General features: G+C 71.5%; 15 protein-coding genes. 6 read left to right on the top strand and 9 right to left on the bottom strand.

Going from position 1 to position 17,622, the window contains the following annotated elements; translation table 11 throughout:
- Positions 1–141 precede the first annotated feature (141 nt).
- The 3 genes from OG266_RS33760 (at position 142) to OG266_RS33750 (ending at position 4,331) form a co-directional block, all read left to right on the top strand.
- Positions 142–2,571 carry a PEP/pyruvate-binding domain-containing protein gene (locus OG266_RS33760; protein ID WP_371550322.1) on the top strand — a complete coding sequence of 810 codons (2,430 nt, stop codon included), beginning with the start codon at positions 142–144 and terminating at the stop codon, positions 2,569–2,571.
- On the top strand, positions 2,568–3,518 hold the full coding sequence (locus OG266_RS33755) for a hypothetical protein (RefSeq protein WP_371550320.1): 951 nt from the start codon (positions 2,568–2,570) through the stop codon (positions 3,516–3,518). Before OG266_RS33760 ends, OG266_RS33755 begins: the two co-directional genes overlap by 4 nt.
- A 108-nt stretch (positions 3,519–3,626) precedes the next feature.
- Entirely contained in the window at positions 3,627–4,331 is a 705-nt protein-coding gene (locus OG266_RS33750) for a tyrosine-protein phosphatase (protein ID WP_371550318.1), read from the top strand.
- A gap of 130 nt (positions 4,332–4,461) precedes the next feature.
- Here OG266_RS33750 and OG266_RS33745 read toward each other — a convergent pair whose 3' ends face one another.
- Both OG266_RS33745 and OG266_RS33740 read right to left on the bottom strand, forming a co-directional pair.
- Positions 4,462–4,725, bottom strand: coding sequence for a DUF397 domain-containing protein (locus tag OG266_RS33745; protein ID WP_371550317.1), 264 nt, complete (start codon positions 4,723–4,725; stop codon positions 4,462–4,464).
- A complete protein-coding gene (locus OG266_RS33740) occupies positions 4,726–5,586 on the bottom strand; it encodes a helix-turn-helix transcriptional regulator (protein WP_266465640.1) in 861 nt (286 codons plus the stop codon). It abuts the gene before it with no gap.
- A gap of 201 nt (positions 5,587–5,787) precedes the next feature.
- Here OG266_RS33740 and OG266_RS33735 point away from each other — a divergent pair, with 201 nt between their 5' ends.
- From OG266_RS33735 to OG266_RS33725, 3 genes are all read left to right on the top strand, one after another.
- Positions 5,788–6,459 (top strand): ATP-binding protein, encoded by a 672-nt coding sequence (locus OG266_RS33735; protein WP_266465636.1) that lies wholly within the window; start codon positions 5,788–5,790, stop codon positions 6,457–6,459.
- A gap of 68 nt (positions 6,460–6,527) precedes the next feature.
- On the top strand, positions 6,528–6,902 hold the full coding sequence (locus OG266_RS33730) for a hypothetical protein (RefSeq protein ID WP_371553050.1): 375 nt from the start codon (positions 6,528–6,530) through the stop codon (positions 6,900–6,902).
- 251 nt (positions 6,903–7,153) lie between these two features.
- Entirely contained in the window at positions 7,154–9,016 is a 1,863-nt protein-coding gene (locus OG266_RS33725) for an ABC transporter ATP-binding protein (RefSeq protein ID WP_371553049.1), read from the top strand.
- A 94-nt stretch (positions 9,017–9,110) separates the two neighbouring features.
- Here OG266_RS33725 and OG266_RS33720 read toward each other — a convergent pair whose 3' ends face one another.
- The 7 genes from OG266_RS33720 to OG266_RS33690 form a co-directional block, all read right to left on the bottom strand.
- Positions 9,111–9,284 carry a hypothetical protein gene (locus OG266_RS33720; protein ID WP_266465633.1) on the bottom strand — a complete coding sequence of 58 codons (174 nt, stop codon included), beginning with the start codon at positions 9,282–9,284 and terminating at the stop codon, positions 9,111–9,113.
- 168 nt (positions 9,285–9,452) lie between these two features.
- A complete protein-coding gene (locus tag OG266_RS33715; protein ID WP_371550315.1) occupies positions 9,453–10,139 on the bottom strand; it encodes a DUF899 domain-containing protein in 687 nt (228 codons plus the stop codon).
- 133 nt (positions 10,140–10,272) lie between these two features.
- Complete coding sequence (locus OG266_RS33710; RefSeq protein ID WP_371550314.1) at positions 10,273–11,457, bottom strand: cytochrome P450; 1,185 nt, start codon at positions 11,455–11,457, stop codon at positions 10,273–10,275.
- Between the two features lie 43 nt (positions 11,458–11,500).
- Positions 11,501–12,910, bottom strand: a complete 1,410-nt coding sequence (locus OG266_RS33705) for an amidohydrolase (protein ID WP_371550313.1) — start codon at positions 12,908–12,910, stop codon at positions 11,501–11,503.
- A gap of 113 nt (positions 12,911–13,023) precedes the next feature.
- Complete coding sequence (locus OG266_RS33700) at positions 13,024–14,895, bottom strand: FUSC family protein (RefSeq protein WP_371550311.1); 1,872 nt, start codon at positions 14,893–14,895, stop codon at positions 13,024–13,026.
- A 564-nt stretch (positions 14,896–15,459) separates the two neighbouring features.
- Positions 15,460–16,191: a hypothetical protein gene (locus OG266_RS33695; protein ID WP_266465619.1), complete on the bottom strand. Its 732-nt coding sequence runs from the start codon at positions 16,189–16,191 to the stop codon at positions 15,460–15,462.
- Between the two features lie 76 nt (positions 16,192–16,267).
- The gene (locus OG266_RS33690; protein WP_371550309.1) at positions 16,268–17,389 is read right to left on the bottom strand and encodes a peptidoglycan recognition family protein; all 1,122 of its coding nucleotides are present in this window, start codon (positions 17,387–17,389) and stop codon (positions 16,268–16,270) included.
- Positions 17,390–17,622 lie beyond the last annotated feature (233 nt).

Genomic DNA, 17,622 nt, shown 5'->3' with positions numbered 1-17,622 from the left:
CATTGAACGTAGGAGGCGTGTTGCTGTCGCGGCCGTGAACCGGTCATGACGGTGGCCCGCCCCCATCCTTCGTTCCGTCGTCAGGCGCAGGGCCACCCCCGCGCGTCCCCCCTGTTGACGGTCGGTCCTGGAGGGTGAGCGATGACAACGCTCGATGAACGGCATGAAGACGGGGCTCGCGACGGGGAAGAGCTCAGGGGCGGGAGTGCGCGCGCGGCGCGCGGCCTCGACGCCGTCCCCTTGGATCAACCCACCGCAGCACTCCCCCAGTTCGCAGGTTCCAAGGCCGCGCATCTCGCGCGGGCGGCGCGCGCCGGACTGCCGGTGCTTCCCGGGTTCGTGGTTCCGTACGAAGCCTCCGGTGTCTCCGACATCTCCGGCATCTCCGGGACCTCGGGTGATCCCGCCGCCCTCCGCCACGCCTGGCACGAGCTCTCCGGTGGTGGTGCCCGGCCCCTCGTCGTACGGTCCTCCTCTCCGCGGGAGGACACGCAGGAGTCGTCCCTGGCGGGCCAGTTCGCCTCTGTACTCGACGTACGCGGCTGGCGGGACTTCCGTACGGCGATACGGACCGTTCTCGACTCGGCTCACCGGTCCGACGGGAGCACCGCGCCGATGGCGGTGCTCGTGCAGCCGATGCTGAGGGCCCGTGTCGGAGGTGTTCTCTTCGGGGCGGATCCGGTCGAGGGGCGGGCCGACCGGATGCTGGTGAGCGCGGTGCGGGGCGGCCCCGACACGCTGGTCAGCGGTGAACAGCCCGGCACGAACTACTCGTTGAACCGATGGGGCCGGGCCCTTCGGACGGAACCGCCGAGCGGTGGCTCTCCAGAGGACGAACCTCCGCTCAGCTCCGCCCAGTTGCGCCGTCTGGCCCGGCTCGCGCGGCGCGCCCGGCGCGTCTTCGGCGGCCCTCAGGACATCGAGTTCGGCTTCGACGGTGACGGGCGCCTGTGGCTGTTCCAGAGCCGCCCGATCACGGCGATGGCGGCCCGGCCCGCGCGCCGGGCGCGGCTGCTCGGGCCCGGGCCGGTGGCGGAGACGCTGCCGGGGCAGTTGGAACCGCTGGAGGAGGATCTGTGGCTGGCGCCCATGGCGCGCGGGCTCGCCGCCGCGCTCGACATCGGGGGCAGCGCGCCACGGCGGCAGCTGCGGGCGGTGCCGGTCGTCACGGCGGTCGGGGGACGCGCCGCGGCGGATCTGCGGCTGCTCGGGGTCGTACCCGCGATGCACCGCCGGCTGGCGTTCCTCAACCCGGCGCCCGGCGCCCGCCGTCTCGGTGCGGCCTGGCGGGTGGGCCGTCTGACCGTGGCGCTCCCGGGCCTGGCGACGGACCTCGTCGCGGATGTCGACCGGCGGCTCACCGAGACCCCGCGGCCCGCCGAACTCCCCGGGCCGGCCCTCGTCGCCGCCCTCCGCTGGACCCGCACCACCCTGGTCTCCCTGCACGCCCAGGAAGCCCTGGCCGGGGCCCTCCTCCCGGAGAACCGCACGACCACGGCGGCAGGCACCGCCCTCGTCGCCCTCGCGGAAGCCCGCGCCCAGGGCGTCCCGGACAACCGGATCGTGGCCGCGGAGCCGGTGGTCCTGGCACTCGTGGCGCCCAGCCTGCGGGGTGAGTTGCGCCTGCCCGGGGGGCTGGGGGACGAGGCCGGGACCCGGCAGGGCGCGGGAGACGCGATCGGGCCCAGGCAGGGCGCGGGAGACCTGATCAGGCCCCAGCAGGGCGCGGGGCACGCGATCGGGGCTCGGACGGGCACGGGTGACGAGACTGGGACCCGGCAAGTCCTGCGGGACGAGACCCGGCCGGGCCCTGGTGACGAGGTCCTTCGGCGCGCGGCCGAGGAGGCCGGACCAAGCCATCGCACGGCCGAGGAAGCCGGACCAAGCCATCGCGCCCCCGCCTCCACGCCGTACAGCGCCAGTCCCACCCTCGTGACCACCCTCCGCCGCACCTCCCCCAGCCCGCTCCCCCCGCGTGAGGCCCTCCGTCTCCGGATCCGCTGGGTGCAGGAGTTGCAGGTGCGGTTGGTGCGTGAGGGGGCGTTGAGGCTGACGGTGCGCGGTGGGCTGAGCGATGCGGGGCGCGTCGGGCTGCTGCGGTGGGAGGAGTTCGTCGCGGCGCTGGAGGGCGCACGGCTGCCGGGGGACGTGGAGGAGCGGCTCCCCCGGTCCTTGTCCGCCCCGCTCCCCGACGCGTTCCGGCTGGCCGACGGCGGCGTGGTCGTCGCCGAACGACGGCGGACCGGCGGCGGGGCGCGCGGGGTGGCCGGCGGACGCGCCGCCGGTACCGCCTGGGACGGCATCGGGCCCCGCCCTCCGGACGCCGTCCTCGTCGTACGCACCCTCGACCCGGCGCTTGCGCCGCTCCTGCCGGGTCTCGCGGGACTGGTTGCCCAGACGGGCAGCCCACTGTCCCATCTTGCCGTGCTGGCAAGGGAGTTCGGCCTGCCAACCGTCGTCGGCGCGGACGATGCGGCACGCCGGTTCCGGCCGGGCTCCCGCCTCACGGTCGACGGCACCACCGGCGACGTACATCTGATGACCGGCCAGGTGTCGGGAGCCGCGCGATGAGGCGCGTCGCCTACCTCTTCGGAGGCTCGGCGGCCGCGGGCGCGGGCGTGTACGTCGTCGTCTACCTGTACCGGTGGCAGTGGCAACGGGCCATTCTCTGCGGGGTGTTGCTGCTCGTCGTCGAGGTGATGCTGCTCGGGATCGTGCTGCTCGGGCGGCTTTCGCGGATCGAGGAGCGGATCGAGGAGCGGATGCGCGAGACCGACCGACGCCAAGAGGACGCGTTCGCCCGACTCCACCGACAGGGCGGGTCACGGCAGGAGGACGTACTGGCCCGGCTACGCCAGAGAGAACCGTCGAACGACCAGTTCCGGTGGCTGGACGATCCCAGCAGTCACTCGTACGTCTTCGTGCCCGTGCTCATGGTCACCGGCGTGCTGCTGTCCGGGCTCGCCTGGCTGGTGCAGCGGATCGCGTCGGTCACGGCACGGCCGTCGGCCGAGCGGCGGCTCGCCGGGCGGCTGGCGATCCTGGCCGCGCCTGATGCGGCCGGGAACACCGACCTGGACGACCTGCCGCGGATCGGCGCCCGGCGCGACCGGCGCCGGACCGTGCGCCTGGTCGCCGCCGGAGTCGTCGGTGCCGTCCTGCTCACCGCGCTCGTGGGCGCCCTCGCCGAGCTCACCCAGACCCGCGAGGAGCACGGGAACGACTCCGAGGCGACCTCCGTACTCGTCCGGATCGACATGCGCGGCAAGGACATGACCGCGGAGCGGGGCACCCTCGCGGCGCACCAACTCTGGGAACGCTGCCGGGATTCGACGTCCGTGCCACTGAGCCGGGCCACCCTCGGCAGCCTGGGCGACGGCCTGTACGCCGGTGTCGTGCGGCCCGCGCTCACCGACCACGACCGTATGAGGCTGACCGGCTGCCTGGAGGACGCGAGCCTCGACCGGACCCACCTCACGGTCGTCGGCATCGGAGACACGGACGCGGACGACGACTGAGCCCGGGCCACTACCGGCGAGCACCGCACCCGCGCACACAACGCCCATATCACCGGCCCGGGTTACGATGCGAACGCGCCCATCGTCCCCGATCACCCCGGGTCGCCCATGGCTGTCGTCGCCGCACCCCCGCCCCATCCCACCCTGCCCACACGCCGGTTGCGCAGGACGATCCTGCGGTACCTCGGCGGAGTCACCCTCGGCTATCTCGCCCTGTGGGCCACCGGCGCGCTCGGGGTCCTGGCGCTGTCGTACTGGGCCCGCGAGGAGACCCCGGCACCCGAAGGGACGCACTCGGTACAGGGCATCCACCACTTCCAACCCGTTGGCAGGCAGGGGAAGTTGTGGCGGGGGGCCGCACCCTCCCCCGAGGGATACCGGGCGCTCGCGCGCCTCGGCGTCACCACCGTCGTCGACCTGCGCGCCGAAGACCTCACCGCGGCCCAGCTCGCCGGTCCCCACAGGGCCGGACTCGATGTCGTACGGCTGCCCGTCCGTGACGGACAGACCCCGACACCCGGCCAGGTGGAGCACTTCCTCCACGTGGTCGGCGAGGCATCGGGGCCGGTGTTCGTGCACTGCGGTGCGGGAGTCGGCCGTACGGGGGCGATGGCCGCGGCGTATCTCGTACGGACCGGTCAGCAGTCGCCTCCGGCGGCGGTCCGGCGCAATCTCGCGGTCGGACCGCCGTCGATCGAGCAGATCTACTACGGGCTGAGCCTCGGCCCGGGCCGCGCGGACCAGCCGCCGTTCCCAGTGATCGCGATCAGCCGCCTGGTGGACGCACCACGCCGTATGTGGAGTTGGCTCTAGCTCCAGTGTCGATCTCGACGGGGCCCTGCCCGGTCATGACGGTCTCCGTAAGTCCAAGCTGTAGTGGGTGTTCAAGTCAGCACCAAGATTAGGGAGTTGAGACAGCAGTAAGCAGAGGAGCGCAATCGGATCAGGACATTAGGAAGTCCGCCTCCCCCGCTTTCGCCCCCTGGATGAACGCGGTCATCTCGCCGGGCGTGTAGATCAGGGCGGGTCCGTCCGGATCCGCCGACTGGCGTACCGCGATGCGCCCGTCCGCGAGCTTCATCGCCTCCAGGCAGTTGCCTCCGTTGCCACCGCTCCACGGCTTGTGCCAGCCCTCGCTGCCCAGTTCGCGGGCGGGCATTCCGTTGTAGATGCGCGCGTTGCGTATCCGCGGCCTGATGCGTTCCATTCACAGCTCCTTGCGGAGATCCCGGAGGATCTCCTTCGTGCGATGTGCAGTAGCGGCCTGAGCCGCCATGCGGTCCATGACCTCGAGGTGGGTCGCCACCTCTGAGCGCGCGTCCAGGTAGACGGCGCCGGTCAGGTACTCGCTGTAGACCATGTCCGGGAGTTCCGGCACGGCAAAACGGAAGAGCACGAAGGGCCCGTACGTGCCGGGGTGCGGTCCCGAGGAGAACGGGATCACCTGCAGCGTCAGGTTGGGCAGCTTCGTGGCCTGGAGCAGCTTGTCGACCTGGGCGCGCATCACCTCGGGGCCGCCGATGGGGCGGCGCAGGGCCGTCTCGTCCATCACGGCCCAGATCCGCGGGGCGTCCGCGCGGGTGAGCAGATCCTGGCGCTGCATGCGCAGCGCCACATGCCGCTCGATGTCCTCGGGTCTCGTCTGGCCGATGGCGCCCGCCTTCAGGACGCCACGCGCGTACTCCTCGGTCTGCAGGATGCCGGGCACGAAATGGGGTTCGTACTGCCTGATCAGGGCCGCGGCGCCCTCCAGGCTGACGTACATCGAGAACCAGCCCGGCAGGATGTCGTGGAACCGCTGCCACCAGCCCGGTTTGTTGGCCTCCTCGGCCAGAAGCACGAAGCCCTCGGCCTCTTCGTCCGAGACGCCGTACGACTTCAGGAGGAGCTGGAGGTAGGGAATTTTGAGGGAGACCTCGGCCATTTCCATGCGGCGGACCGTGGCGGGCGCGACGCGCAGCACACGCGCGGCTTCCTCACGCTTGAGACCCGCGCGTTCCCGCAGGTCAAGCAGGCGCCGGCCGAGAACGACCTGGCCGACCGTCGGCGCGGACCGCGGTTCACTCACGTCCCACCTCCACAGGGTGCCTCACAGTCGGTTCACAGGGTCCTGACAGTCCGGACGGCGCCGTTCGGGGTCCGTTCCACGATCCCAACTGGCGCCGCTCGGCGTGCTGTTGCGAGCAGTGTGCCACGCGCCTTCGCGGAGTCACACAGCACTCTGCATTTTTCATAGTGGCTCTTGCCAAGTGTTCACGGCGGGGCGATAGTGGCAAGCGTGACTCCGTCCGTGCCGTTAGGAACAGACGCCGCCGAGGACCGCTGCGGTCCCGGCGCCGCCGCCCAGGACCAGCTTGGTCCCGGTGCCGCCATCGAGGACCGATCCGGTCTCCGTGCCGCCGCCGGGCCCCGCTCCGGCTTGGCCGCCGAGCGCCGGTTCCGCTTCGAGCTGGCCGCGCACCCGGGCTCCGTGGCCCGGGCCAGACGTCTGACCGACGCCTGGCTGTCCGGCTGGGCGGTGTGCGAGGACACCTGCGACACGGCGACCCTCGTCATCTCCGAGCTGGTCACCAACGCGATCGTGCACACCGCCGGTGAGCGGGTCGTCTGCGAGCTGCACCACGAAGACGACCTGGTGCGGATAGCCGTACGTGACGAGGGCTGCGCCCCTGGTGAGCCGCGCCCCTCGTCCCAGCGGCCCGAGGAGGAGCACGGGAGGGGATTGCTCCTCGTCGAGGCCATGTGCAGAGCCTGGGGGGCTCAGGAGACGGGCCCCGGGCTGCTGGTCTGGGCGGAGCTGGAGCACTCACCGAACGGACGTTCGACCAGTCGGCGTGACGCGGCCACCGAGCCCCGCTCCGACCTCGGGTGGAGCGCGAAGAAGCCTCCGGCCGACGGCCGGGGCGCCGGGACGGAAGCATGCTGGGGGATGGTGTTGTGAGGGGTACGTCGGTCGCGGGGCCCCGGGCTGAGGTCCTGAGCCTGGACACACTCGTCCGCCTCAAGCGCATGCAGCAGGCGTCCGGGCCGCTCAGACGTCTCCCCGTGCCCGAGGGCATGACGGTGCCGCTGGGGTGCGACGCGGTGTCGGTGCCCGCCCGCTTCGGACCGCTGCTGCTGCCCCGGCTGCCGCGCGTGGGCTGTGTCTACGCCGACCGGGCGAGCTGGTGGTGGATCGTGCCCTCCGACTCCGACGTCGCCCTGGAGTGGCCGGCGCCCGCGCACTACGCCACGGGCGCGGTCGTACCCGACGCGCCCCACACCCCCGGGCTCATCCACAGGCCCGCCGGCACCGTTCCTTACACCCCGCCGATCCCCCTCTATCTGGCCGTGTGCCAGGTGACGGGAACTACACCCGTCTGGTCGCGTCCGATCAGCGCGTAGGTCCCCCGGCCGGGTCCCACCGGCGTATCCGAATGCGCCGGTATCCGAAGTGCGCCGGTTGCCGCGAAACTTCGCGGCCGCCCCGGGTGGAGCGCCCCGTTCCGGGGGAATGCACCGTTCGTCCACTCCGGGGGAGGCCAACGGTGAGAAAGTCCGCGAGGAAAACAGCACGGCGCGGCAAGCGGGACGACGACAAACCGGCACCGTCCGAATCGGAGCACCTGCTCTTCGGCGGCCCGCTCCGCTACGACATGGGCTGGTCCCAACACGCCGACGCGTTCCTGGAGTTGAACTTCCGCGCCATGATGACGCGGCTGCCGTCCCTGCTCGCGTCCAGTTTCCGGCTCGCCTGGAAGGCGGACCGCCGCGCCGCCCGTATCGTGCTGGGCGCCGAACTGGCCCGCGGCGCGGCGCAGGCGGTGAGTCTGCTGGCCGTCAACAGCGTGCTGGGGCGGCTGATGGCGAGCGGCCCGGTCGAGGACCGGTTGCGCGGGGCGCTCCCGGCGCTGATCGCCGTCGCCGTCGTGATGCTGCTCGCGGCGCTGCTGCGGGCCGCGTCGACGTACGCGACCGGGCGGCTCGAGCCGAAGGTCGAGCGGGTCGCGACCGAGCTGTATCTGGAACGGGCGGCGGCCGTGGAGCTGGCCGCGATCGAGGACGACGCCTTCCACAAGCTGCTGGACACCGCGCAGTACGGCGCCCACTCCGCCCGGCGCATGATCACGATCGCCGCCCGGGTCGTGAACGCGATCATCTCGCTGTGCGCGGCGGCGGGTGTCCTGACCGTGCTGCATCCCGCACTGCTTCCGCTGCTCGTGACGATGACACTGCCGAGCGCGTGGAGCGCGCTGACCATCGCCCGGCGTCGCTACGAGTCGTTCCACACCTGGGTGCAGCACGCCCGCGCCGGGCATCTGATCGGCAGTCTGCTCACCGAGCCCGCCGCGGCTCCGGAGATCCGGGTGCACGGCGTCGGTCCGTTCCTGTTGCGCCACTACCGCTCGATGTCGGAGTCCGCCGAGGCCGAACAGGCGCGCCTGGCCCGGCTTTCCGCCCGCACCGGCCTGATCGCGGCGGCCTGGACCGGCCTCGCCACCGTGGCGACGTACGCGACCCTCGGCGGACTGCTGCTCGCCGGCGCGATGGCACTCTCCGTCGCCGGTACGGCGGTGATCGCGATCCGCACCGGCTCCGCGAGCCTCGGCACACTCGTCCTGGAGATCAACTCCCTCCACGAGGACGGCCTGTTCGTGGGCGACCTGCAGCGCCTGTACGTCGAGGCGGCCGAGCGCGCGATCCCCGTGGGCGGCGAGCCGCTGCCCGACGATCCGCGCGAAATACGCTTCGAGAACGTCACGTTCACCTATCCGGGCACCTCGACCAGGCCCGCGCTCGCGGATGTGACCCTGAATGTGCCGCTCGGCAAGATCGTGGCGCTGGTCGGGGAGAACGGCTCGGGCAAGACCACGCTGGTGAAACTGCTCGCGGGCCTGTACGCGCCCCAGCGCGGCCGGATCCTGTGGGACGACGTCGACGCGGCGACCGCCGACCGGCATCAACTCGCCGAGCGCATCGCGATGGTGGCGCAGGACTTCAAGCGGTGGCCGTTCACGGCCCGCGTCAACGTCGCGGTCGGCCGCACCTCGGCGCCACTGACGGACGAGCGGCTCGCCTCATCGGTGGCCGAGGCGGGGGCGGAGGACGTCGTCGCGGATCTGCCCCGCGGCCTCGACACGCTTCTCGCCCGCGGCTTCAGCGGCGGGCACGAGCTGTCGGGCGGGCAGTGGCAGCGGCTCGGCATCGCGCGGGCCGCGTACCGGCGCGGCGCCATCCTGATCGTGGACGAACCGACGGCGGCGCTCGACGCCCGGGCCGAGCTGGAGGTCTTCGAGAAGATCAGGGCGCTGGCGGGCACCGGCCAGACCGTCATCCTGATCACGCACAGGCTGGCGTCCGTGCGCCACGCCGATCTCGTGCACGTCCTCGACCAGGGCCGTCTCGTGGAGTCCGGCAGCCCGGACGAGCTCCTGGCCACGGGGGGCGTCTATGCGGAGCTGTACTCGCTCCAGGCGGGGCAGTTCACCGCGAAGGTGGCCACCAGGGAGGCCGGTTGACCCACCGGCGAGGCCGCAGGTCGATCCGCCGGGGAGGAAGCCCCGGGCAGCCGCAGGTCAGTGACGGGGAGGAAGCCCCGTCCAGCCCCCGACCTCACTCGACGAGGTCGCCGACACGCAAGACCACCAAGAACGCGTCCGTCGAGAGATCCATGACCACTTCCACGGCCTGGCCCTCCTTGCGACGCGCCTGCGCGAACTCCTCCGCGGGCCAGGACCCACGCGGCCCACCTGCGGGGAAGCGCTCCAGCACCGTTCGCCCGTTCACCTTGTACCTCCACGTAGCGCTGCTCTCGTAGAGTTAAACGCCCTCCATGGGGTGAACGGCTCGCAAAGTGACGGTACTGAGACGTAGTCGACACTTCGTCGCAGGTTCGATGTGAGGGCGTTATCGGCCCGTTCACACCTTTTGCGAATGCGGCGAGGGGTACGCGCATCAGTCCGCGTACTCGTCGTGGTACCGGATCCGTTCACTGCCCGCGGGTGCTCCCAGCGCCGATGAGCGCCCCCTGGGCTCCTCCCACTCCTCCTGCCGTCCCAGCGCGGTGAGGTCCAGCAGGCTGGTCGTGGAGCCGAGCCCGTCGAGTCCGCGTTCGTACGTCGAGTACGTGTGGAAAACACGGTCACGCTCCCGCAGGAAACAGCTCATCCCCGGCCGCTCGTAGGGCTCTTCACCGCCGAAGGATGCCTGGTAGTCGTAGTTGAACTCGTTGTCGTACGACGAGTACCACGGCACCGTCCAGCCCATGCGCGCCTTGAAGGGCAGGATTTTCGTGTGCGGTGCACGGGAGACGGCGGCGAATTCCGTACCCCTGGCCCGCAGATGCGCGAGGTGCCCGATCTGGTCGAGGAACGCCGAGCAGCTGCGGCAGCCGGCGGCCCACTCCGGCGCGAACATGAAGTGGTAGACGACGAGTTGGTGCCGTCCGTCGAAGAGGTCGAGCAGTGTCGCCTTCCCGTCGCCGCCCTCGAACACGTACTCCTTGTCGACCTCGACCATCGGCAGCCCGCGCCGCTCCGCGTTGAGCGCGTCCCGTGCACGCGTGGCGGCCTTCTCCTTGGCCAGCAGTTCTTCGCGCGCGGCGCGCCACTCGTCGCGCGAAACGATCTGCGGAAGCGTCATGTGCCCCTCCTATGAAACCTGTGCCTTCTGTGGGTGGACCGGAGGGAGGAGCGGAACTCATCGGCGGAACGCAGAATTTTCTGGACCGGTTTCCCGGCATCAGTACGTCACTCAGCATCAGTACGTCACGGCGTCAGTACGTCACCGGAAGCGCGAGCAGGCCGCGGGCGCGCAGAGAGGGCCGCCACCGCAGCTCGGCCGGGTCGGCGTCCAGCGCGAGATCCGGGAGGCGTTCCAGGAGCGCGGACAGGGCGATCTCCGTCTCCAGGCGGGCCAGCGGCGCGCCCAGGCAGTAGTGGATGCCGTGACCGAGCGCGAGATGGCCGGAGGCGTCGCGGCCGAGGTCGAGCCGGCCGGGGTCGGGAAAGCGGCTCGGGTCCCGGTTGGCGGCGGACAGGGACAGCAGGACGGTCTCGCCCGCGGCAACGGTGACGCCCCCGATCGTCACGTCCTCGACGGGGAAGCGCCGGATGGCGAGCAGCCCGGGCCCTTCGTGGCGGGCGAACTCCTCGACGGCGGCGGGGAGTCGGTCCGGGTTCGCCCGCAGCGCGGCAAGCTGGTCGGGGTGGGTGAGCAGCCCGAGGACGGCGTTGCCGATGAGCTGCACCGTGTTCTCGTACCCGGCGAACAGGATGAGGAACACTAGCGACATCAGCTCGTCCTCGGTGAGCCGGTCGCCCTCGTCCCGTACCGCGATCAGATCCGAGAGCAGGTCGTCCGCGGGCTCTTTCCGCTTGGCCGCGAGGAGTTGCGTGAAGAACCCGAGCATGGCCACGACCGCCTCCTTCGCCGCCGACGGACGAGCCGGGTCGGGTGCGACGAGCACGTCCGTCCAGACCCGGAAGTCCCGGCGGTGCTCGTCCGGGATCCCGAGCAGATCGCAGATGACGGTGATGGGAAGAGGCGCGGCGTACGCGGCGACGAGGTCCGTCCCGCCGTGTGTTCCGAGCGCGTCGAGGAGCCTGTCGGCGGTTTCTCTGACGGGCGTGCGCAGTTGCTCGATCCGGCGCGGTGTGAAGGCCCGTACGACCATGCGCCGGATGCGGGTGTGATCGGGCGGGTCCATGTTCAGGAGGTTGGCGTCGAGGGCAGGCGGCAGTGCCAGCCCCTGGTAACTCCCGGGCAGCGCATGCCGCTTGTCCAGCGAGAGCAGCGGGTTCGCGAGGGCCTCGCGTACGTCGTCGTACCGCGTGACGAGCCAGGCGGGGTTGCCGTCGGTACCGGCGATGCGGTGCACGGGCGCGGTGTCACGGAGGCGGTCGTAGACGGCGTACGGGTTGTCGATGAGGCCCGCTGCGGGGTCCTGTGGGGTGGACATGGCTCCACCCTAGGCAATGTCGATCAGGTGTCGTGGTCCCGGATCAGGTGTCGTATTCCTGGATCCGCTTCCCGTGACTCCGGTCGATCAAGGCGGGCAGCCGCTCCCCCAACTCCCTGACGGTGGACGGCAGATCGAGTGTGAGCAGTTCGCGATCCCGCATCAGCACCCGGCCGTCGACGATCGTGGTCCGTACGTCGCCGGCGCGGGCGCTGTGCACGAGCGTGGCCGCGAGGTCGTGCACCGGCTGGGTGTGCGGCCCGGTGAGATCCACCAGGATGATGTCCGCCCGTCGCCCCGGCGCGAGGCTCCCGGTCCGCTCGCCGAGACCGACGGCCAGCGCGCTCTGGAGCGTCGCGTGGTGCAGGGCTTGACGTGATGTCAGCCAGCGTGGATCGCCCTCGGTCGACTTCTGGACGAGTGAGGTGAGCGCCATGGACTCCCATACGTCCAGGGAGTTGTTGGAGGCGGCCCCGTCCGTGGCGAGCCCGACGGGAACGCCGATCTCACGCAGGGCGCGCACCGGCGTCGGCCCCCACGCGAACTTCAAGTACCCGCGGGGCGCGGTCGCGACGGCGACGGATCCCGCTGCCGCCGCCCGCTCCAGCACCGGCAGGTCGCGCTCGACGATGCCGGTGCCGTGCGCGATGAGCACACTGGTGCCGGTGCCGAGGATCCCGGTCCGCTCCAGGATCTCGATCGGTGTACGGCCGTGCCGGGCAAGGCTGTTGTCGGTCTGGTCGCGGCTCTCGGAGGCGTGGAGGTGTACGGGAAGGCCATGCGCGCGGGCGAGCTCGGCGGTCGCGGCGAGGTCGGCGTCGTCCACGGTGTACGGGGCGTGCGGGGCGAGGGCGGTGGTGATGCGGCCGTCGGCCGATCCGCGGTGCCGCAGCGCGAACTCCAGTGACTTTTCCCGGCCTTCGGGACCTCCCGAGGAGAAGAACGCCTCCCCCAGATGCGCGCGCAGCCCGCTCTCCGCCACCACGGCGGCGACGGTGTCCATCGAGAAGTAGTGGTCGGCGAAGCAGGTGACCCCGCCGCGGATCATCTCGGCGCAGGCGAGCCGTGCGCCCAACTCAACGTCCCGGACGGTGAGGTTGGACTCGATCGGCCAGATGAAGTCGTTGAACCACTCCTCGGCGGGCAGATCCTCGGCGATGCCGCGCAGCGCGACCATCGGCGAGTGCGTATGGCAGTTGATCAGGCCGGGCATCGCCACCTGGCCACGGCCGTCGATGCGCTCGACGGCGTCCACGGCGGACGCGCCGCCGGTGACGGCCTCGATGACCCCTCCTCGTACGACGATCGAGGCGTCCTCGACGAAGGCGATCCCCTCGTGATCGTCGTGCACGAGGGCGGTGCATCCGGTGATGAGGAGATCGGCGGGGCCCTGCCCGGAAGAGGGGCCTTGCCCGGAAGAGGCCGGGGACGGAGTCGCGGGAGACGGCGTCATTGCGTCACCGTACGACGGTGTCCTGCGGCCGGGGGACATGAACCGCGCATCCGTTGCCGAGCCGGCCGCCCCAGCGGTCTCCGTACCGAACCCGCGACGTCCGAACCCCGACGTCACACAGCGACGGGCACCTCGGGCCCCTGCTTCACACGAAGCCCCGCCCGCTCCCGCCCCTCGGCCAATTCGTGGAGGAGTTCGGCGATCCGCTCGGTGTGGCGGGGCGTGAGCCGCCCGTTGTCGTCGAGCTGGACGGCGCACGCCGTGGTCGTGTCGACGAGTCGTTCCAGGGTGGCCGCCACCTCGTCCGTGCCCTCCGCGTGCCGTGCGAGGGCGGGGAGTTCGGCGGCGGCGAGGTCGATCGCGGCACGGGCTTCGGCGAGCGCGCGATAGGCCTCGCGGCGCAGGGCCCAGCGGCCGGCCTTGTCGTCCGTCGTACCTTCGTTCAGCACATGCGCGAGGTAGGCGTCCGCCGCCTCCACGGCGCGGGCGAGCCGGGCCCGTACCGTCCCTCCGCGCTGCCCGAGCGCCGGCAGATGCCCGACGAGCAGCACGATCGCGCAGGCCAGCAGCGTCTCGCCGATGCGGCTCCAGGCGGCCGGCGGCTCCCCCGCCACCATGACGAGGGCGAGCACGAGCACGGTGACGACGGCGGTCTGCGCCGCGAAGTGCCGTGTGGCGACGGGGATCAGGGCGCCGCATACGGCCACGACGGCGACCAGCCCTGCGGGCCTGGGCAGCAGTGCGGCGAGCCCCGCGAAGACGATGGCGCCAAGGACGGTCCCCGCCGCCCGGCACAGCACGCGCGAGGCGAGCGGCCCGAGGTCGGGCTTGACGAGGAAGACGGCGGTCGCGGGGAGCCAGTACCAGTGGGAGTGGTTCCCGTACCACTGGGCGTGGTGCAGGGCCTGCGCCACGCCCGCGCTGGCGCCGAAGCAGAGGGCGACGCGGAGCCCGTACTCACGCCCTCCCGCGCCGAAGGCGGTGCGCGCGAGGGACAGGGCGGTACGGCGCCGGGTGTGCAGGTTCCTTCCGGTGCCGCCCCCGTCGAAGGCGTCGGCGGCGTGCAGCAGCGCGTCGTCGAGGGCGCGCAGGGCGGGCGCGGAGCGGGAGGGCGCGGGCAGTGGTCCGGTGTGCGCGCCGGTCCGTACGGCGGTGGCGAGCCGTCGGGGTCCTTCCGCGGCCCGCGCGGGCACCGCCTCGCCCACCCAGGCGAGCGCGGTCGCGGCCTCGGCGAGCGGCAGCGCGGCGGCGTACTGCGCGTGCAGCCGCCGCTCGGCCCCGGAGCTGGCGTACCGCCGCAGCCGGGGCCCGGCGAGCGCGTCCTGTGCGTGGTCGAGCGCGGCGGTCAGCGCGACCCTGCGAGCGGTCGCGTCCGTCCCCCCTGCGGCGATCAGCAGCTCGGCGATCGCGTCGTACACGGCGCCGACGGCGTCCCGCTCCCCGTCGAACCGGTAGTCACCGGCGGTGACCGCGGTCGTCGGCAGCGCGAGCCGCAGGGCGATGAGCCACCCGGCGCCGGCGAGGTAGAACAGCGCGCGCTGCCACCCGGGTTCGGGCAGCGGCATCCCGGCCCCGATGGCGCAGGCCACGAGCAACTGCGTGCCGGCCCCGGAGGCGACGGGCCCGACGGCGCTCATGCCGCCCGCGACGAGCCCGAGAACAGTGAGGAACAGGGTGAGGGTCACCGCCCCGACATGCTCTCCGGCGTACGACCCGACGAGCAGCCCTCCGGCCCCCGCGAGGCCGGGCACCCCAATCCTCCTGACGGCGGCCCGCCGGCTCCCGGGCCGGTCGTTGATCCCGGCGAGCATGGCCCCGAGCGCCGCGACCACTCCGACGGACGGCTGCCCGGCGACCACCGCCACGAGCAGCAGCGGCCCGGCCGCCAGCGCACCCCGGACGACCGCGCTCCAGGGAACGGGTCCCCGCTGGGCGCGCAGGGCATGGGCGAGCCAGGGCGGCAGGGCGACGCTGGGGAGTGGCACGGGGCTCCTGTCGGGCGAGGGCGGGGGCGCCTTCGGGCGACATCGGCCGGGCTGTTGTGGTGCCTACGGTAGATCGAGTTACTGGAGGGAATGGAACGCAAGTGTTTCGGCGAGGTGACGCTTCGCGTGGAGGGCGCGTTCTTTATGAACGCAACCCCTGTACGAAGCCGATGCACGCGACCGGCGTCCATGGCCGATGTACGCAAAAACGGGAGCGGGCCCGAGGGCGTAGCCGGCCCCCGGACCCTGTGATGCCACCCAATTCACACGCCGGCACGCTTGAGGACCCAGGTCAGTCGTCATGTCGCCGCGTCCTGCCTTTGGACCACCGCACATCGAGCTGTGCGGGCCGGACTTGAACCGGCATTTCGACGTCCGGGGCCTGGGCCCGGTCGATCCGGCGATGGGCGGCGAATACTGAGTCTGGAGCAAGAGTCTGAGATTGACCGCGGTCCGCCCTTTACTGCTTTGGTGGGTACGACCGCTCATCACGACAAGCTTCAGCTTCAGCTTTGCGCTCCTCGCGCACCCCGGCCGTGGTGCATTGGCCGGGAGTTCTGGAGGCTACCCGAACAGGTAGCCGAACACGGAGTCGCCGACGTGCTGGTCGACGACGTCCACGCCGTTCGCCTCCTCGCGGGCGAACTTGACGGCCTGCTGCAACTTCTCGACGCGGCCGAGGAGTTCGTTGACGCGCCGGGCGGGCAGGGCGCCGGAGAACTTCACGGTCGTCCAGTACCCGACGGGTATGTCCTCGTAGTACACCTCGACCTGAGCGGGATGCTTCTCGGTAGCCTCGGCCTTGACGTGGTTTCGGGGCACCTTCTTCGTACGAAGCGTCCGCACGGGCTCGGTCTTCCACGCATCGGTGGAGGGATCCTGCACCCACGACTCGGAGGCGTCGAGGACGGGCAGCTTCCGCACAAACGTGTTGAGGTCGGTGAGCTGCTTCTCGAGGAACAGCAGATACGACACGGGCACCTCGGCGACGAGCACCCGCCCGTCGACCTTCACATCCGCGCGCGCCGTGCAGTTCGCCCAGTCCTTGGTGGCGGTCACATCGAACAGCCGCGTCAGCGTCCCCGCGGTCTCCCGCAGCACGTCCTCGGCCTGCACCTGCACCCGGGTCGACTCGGGCGGCAACTGCTCGCCCTCCTCGTCCTTCGGCTGGTACGTCCGCGAGATGCCGGCCAGCAACGCGGGCTTCTGCAGCCCATGATGAGCGGACGTCAGGTCCTGATGGGACTTGGACTTGATGCCCTTCTCCACTGCGATGATCTGATTGAGTTTCGCCACGTCGGTGACGGTATCAGCGTCAACAGGACCTTCTCGAACGATTATTCGGCGTCGGGCCCGGGGGCATGTCCCGGTGTCAGCTCCCGGCCACCGCCTCCCGCAGCGCCGCGAGCTCCCCGTACATCGTCCCGCCCGGGCAGTCCGTCTCCATCCAGTCGCGGTGGCCGCTGATTTCGGGGACGTCCTTCTTGGTGCCGTTGACCGGGTTGGTGTACGTGACCTGGGCCTTGGGGTCGACGCCGTGGAGGCGGGTCAGGACTCGGGTCAGGCGGGTGAGGGCAGTGCGGGCGGCGTCGGTGGGGCCCTGGTCGACCAGGGTGCCGAGGAGGGCGATGCCGAGGTTGCCCGAGTTGAAGCCGCCCACGTGGAAGGCGGTGACGAGCTTGCCGTCGGCGTCGTGCGCGGGGATGCCGTCGTCGCCCGAGTAACGGCCCTCGTAGATACGGCCCTTCTCGTCGATGAGGAAGTGGTAGCCGATGTCGCCCCAGTCGTTGGTGACCGCGTGGAACTGGTAGATCGCGCGCACCGTGGCGGCCGGGTCCGGGTCGCCGTTGGGGGTGTCGGTGTGGTGGACCGTGATCGTCTGGAACGGGTAGTACGCCGTCGGCGAGTTCTCCGTACCGTCCGCCTTGAAGCGCAGCGACTCGTCCGCGCCCCAGGCCGCGCGCGACAGGTAGGCGACGCCCCGCACGCGGGTCGTGTCCTTCGGTACGGCGACCTCGCGCCGCGGGCCCTGCGTGGTGTCGAGGGCCAGCGAGCGCAGACCGCTCGCGCCGTCCGGTGCCTTCAGCTCGTAACCGGAAGCCTGGTCGGCGGGGATGAGCAGCGCGCCGCCGTTGCTGCCCGAACAGCCGCTGCCACTCAGGGACTTCCAGGTGCCCTTGCCTCCGTCGGCGTCGGTCAGCCGGATGCCGCCGCCCACGGTTTCACTCGTACCGGCCCAGCTCACGCCCACGTAACCGATGGGGAAGGCCGCCTCTACGGGCCCTTCGCCGGTGGCCGCCTTGGCGCGGGTCCTGGGGAAGGTCTCGGAGTTCGTACCGGCCTCGGCGGCACCCGGGTCCGTGGCGTCGGGCGTGGTGTTCGCCATCACGACGGGCGTGAGCGCGGCGCCTGCCGCGACCGCGCCCGCGGCGCCGATCAACCCGCGCCGTGTGACACGGGACCGGGCGCGGTGGGAGGTGGGGGGAACAGTCATGGGAGGCGTCCTTCGAGGTTCCTTGGAGACTCGACGGAGCCTACGGCTCCGGATTACCGCCTCGGCGCACCCGCCCCGACACAGTCACCGGATTCACCCCTCACCCGCCCACCTTGTCCGCGAATTCCACCTGGCATTCGAACTCGACGCCGCCGCACGGTAATTGACACGTACACGCAACGCCTGGGAAAACACCGCTTCCTACGGTCGGCGGCGAGCGTCCGTCGCCGACC

This window comes from Streptomyces sp. NBC_00554 (genome assembly GCF_041431135.1).
Classification (GTDB): domain Bacteria; phylum Actinomycetota; class Actinomycetes; order Streptomycetales; family Streptomycetaceae; genus Streptomyces.
This window is presented reverse-complemented; position numbering and strand designations above follow the sequence as displayed.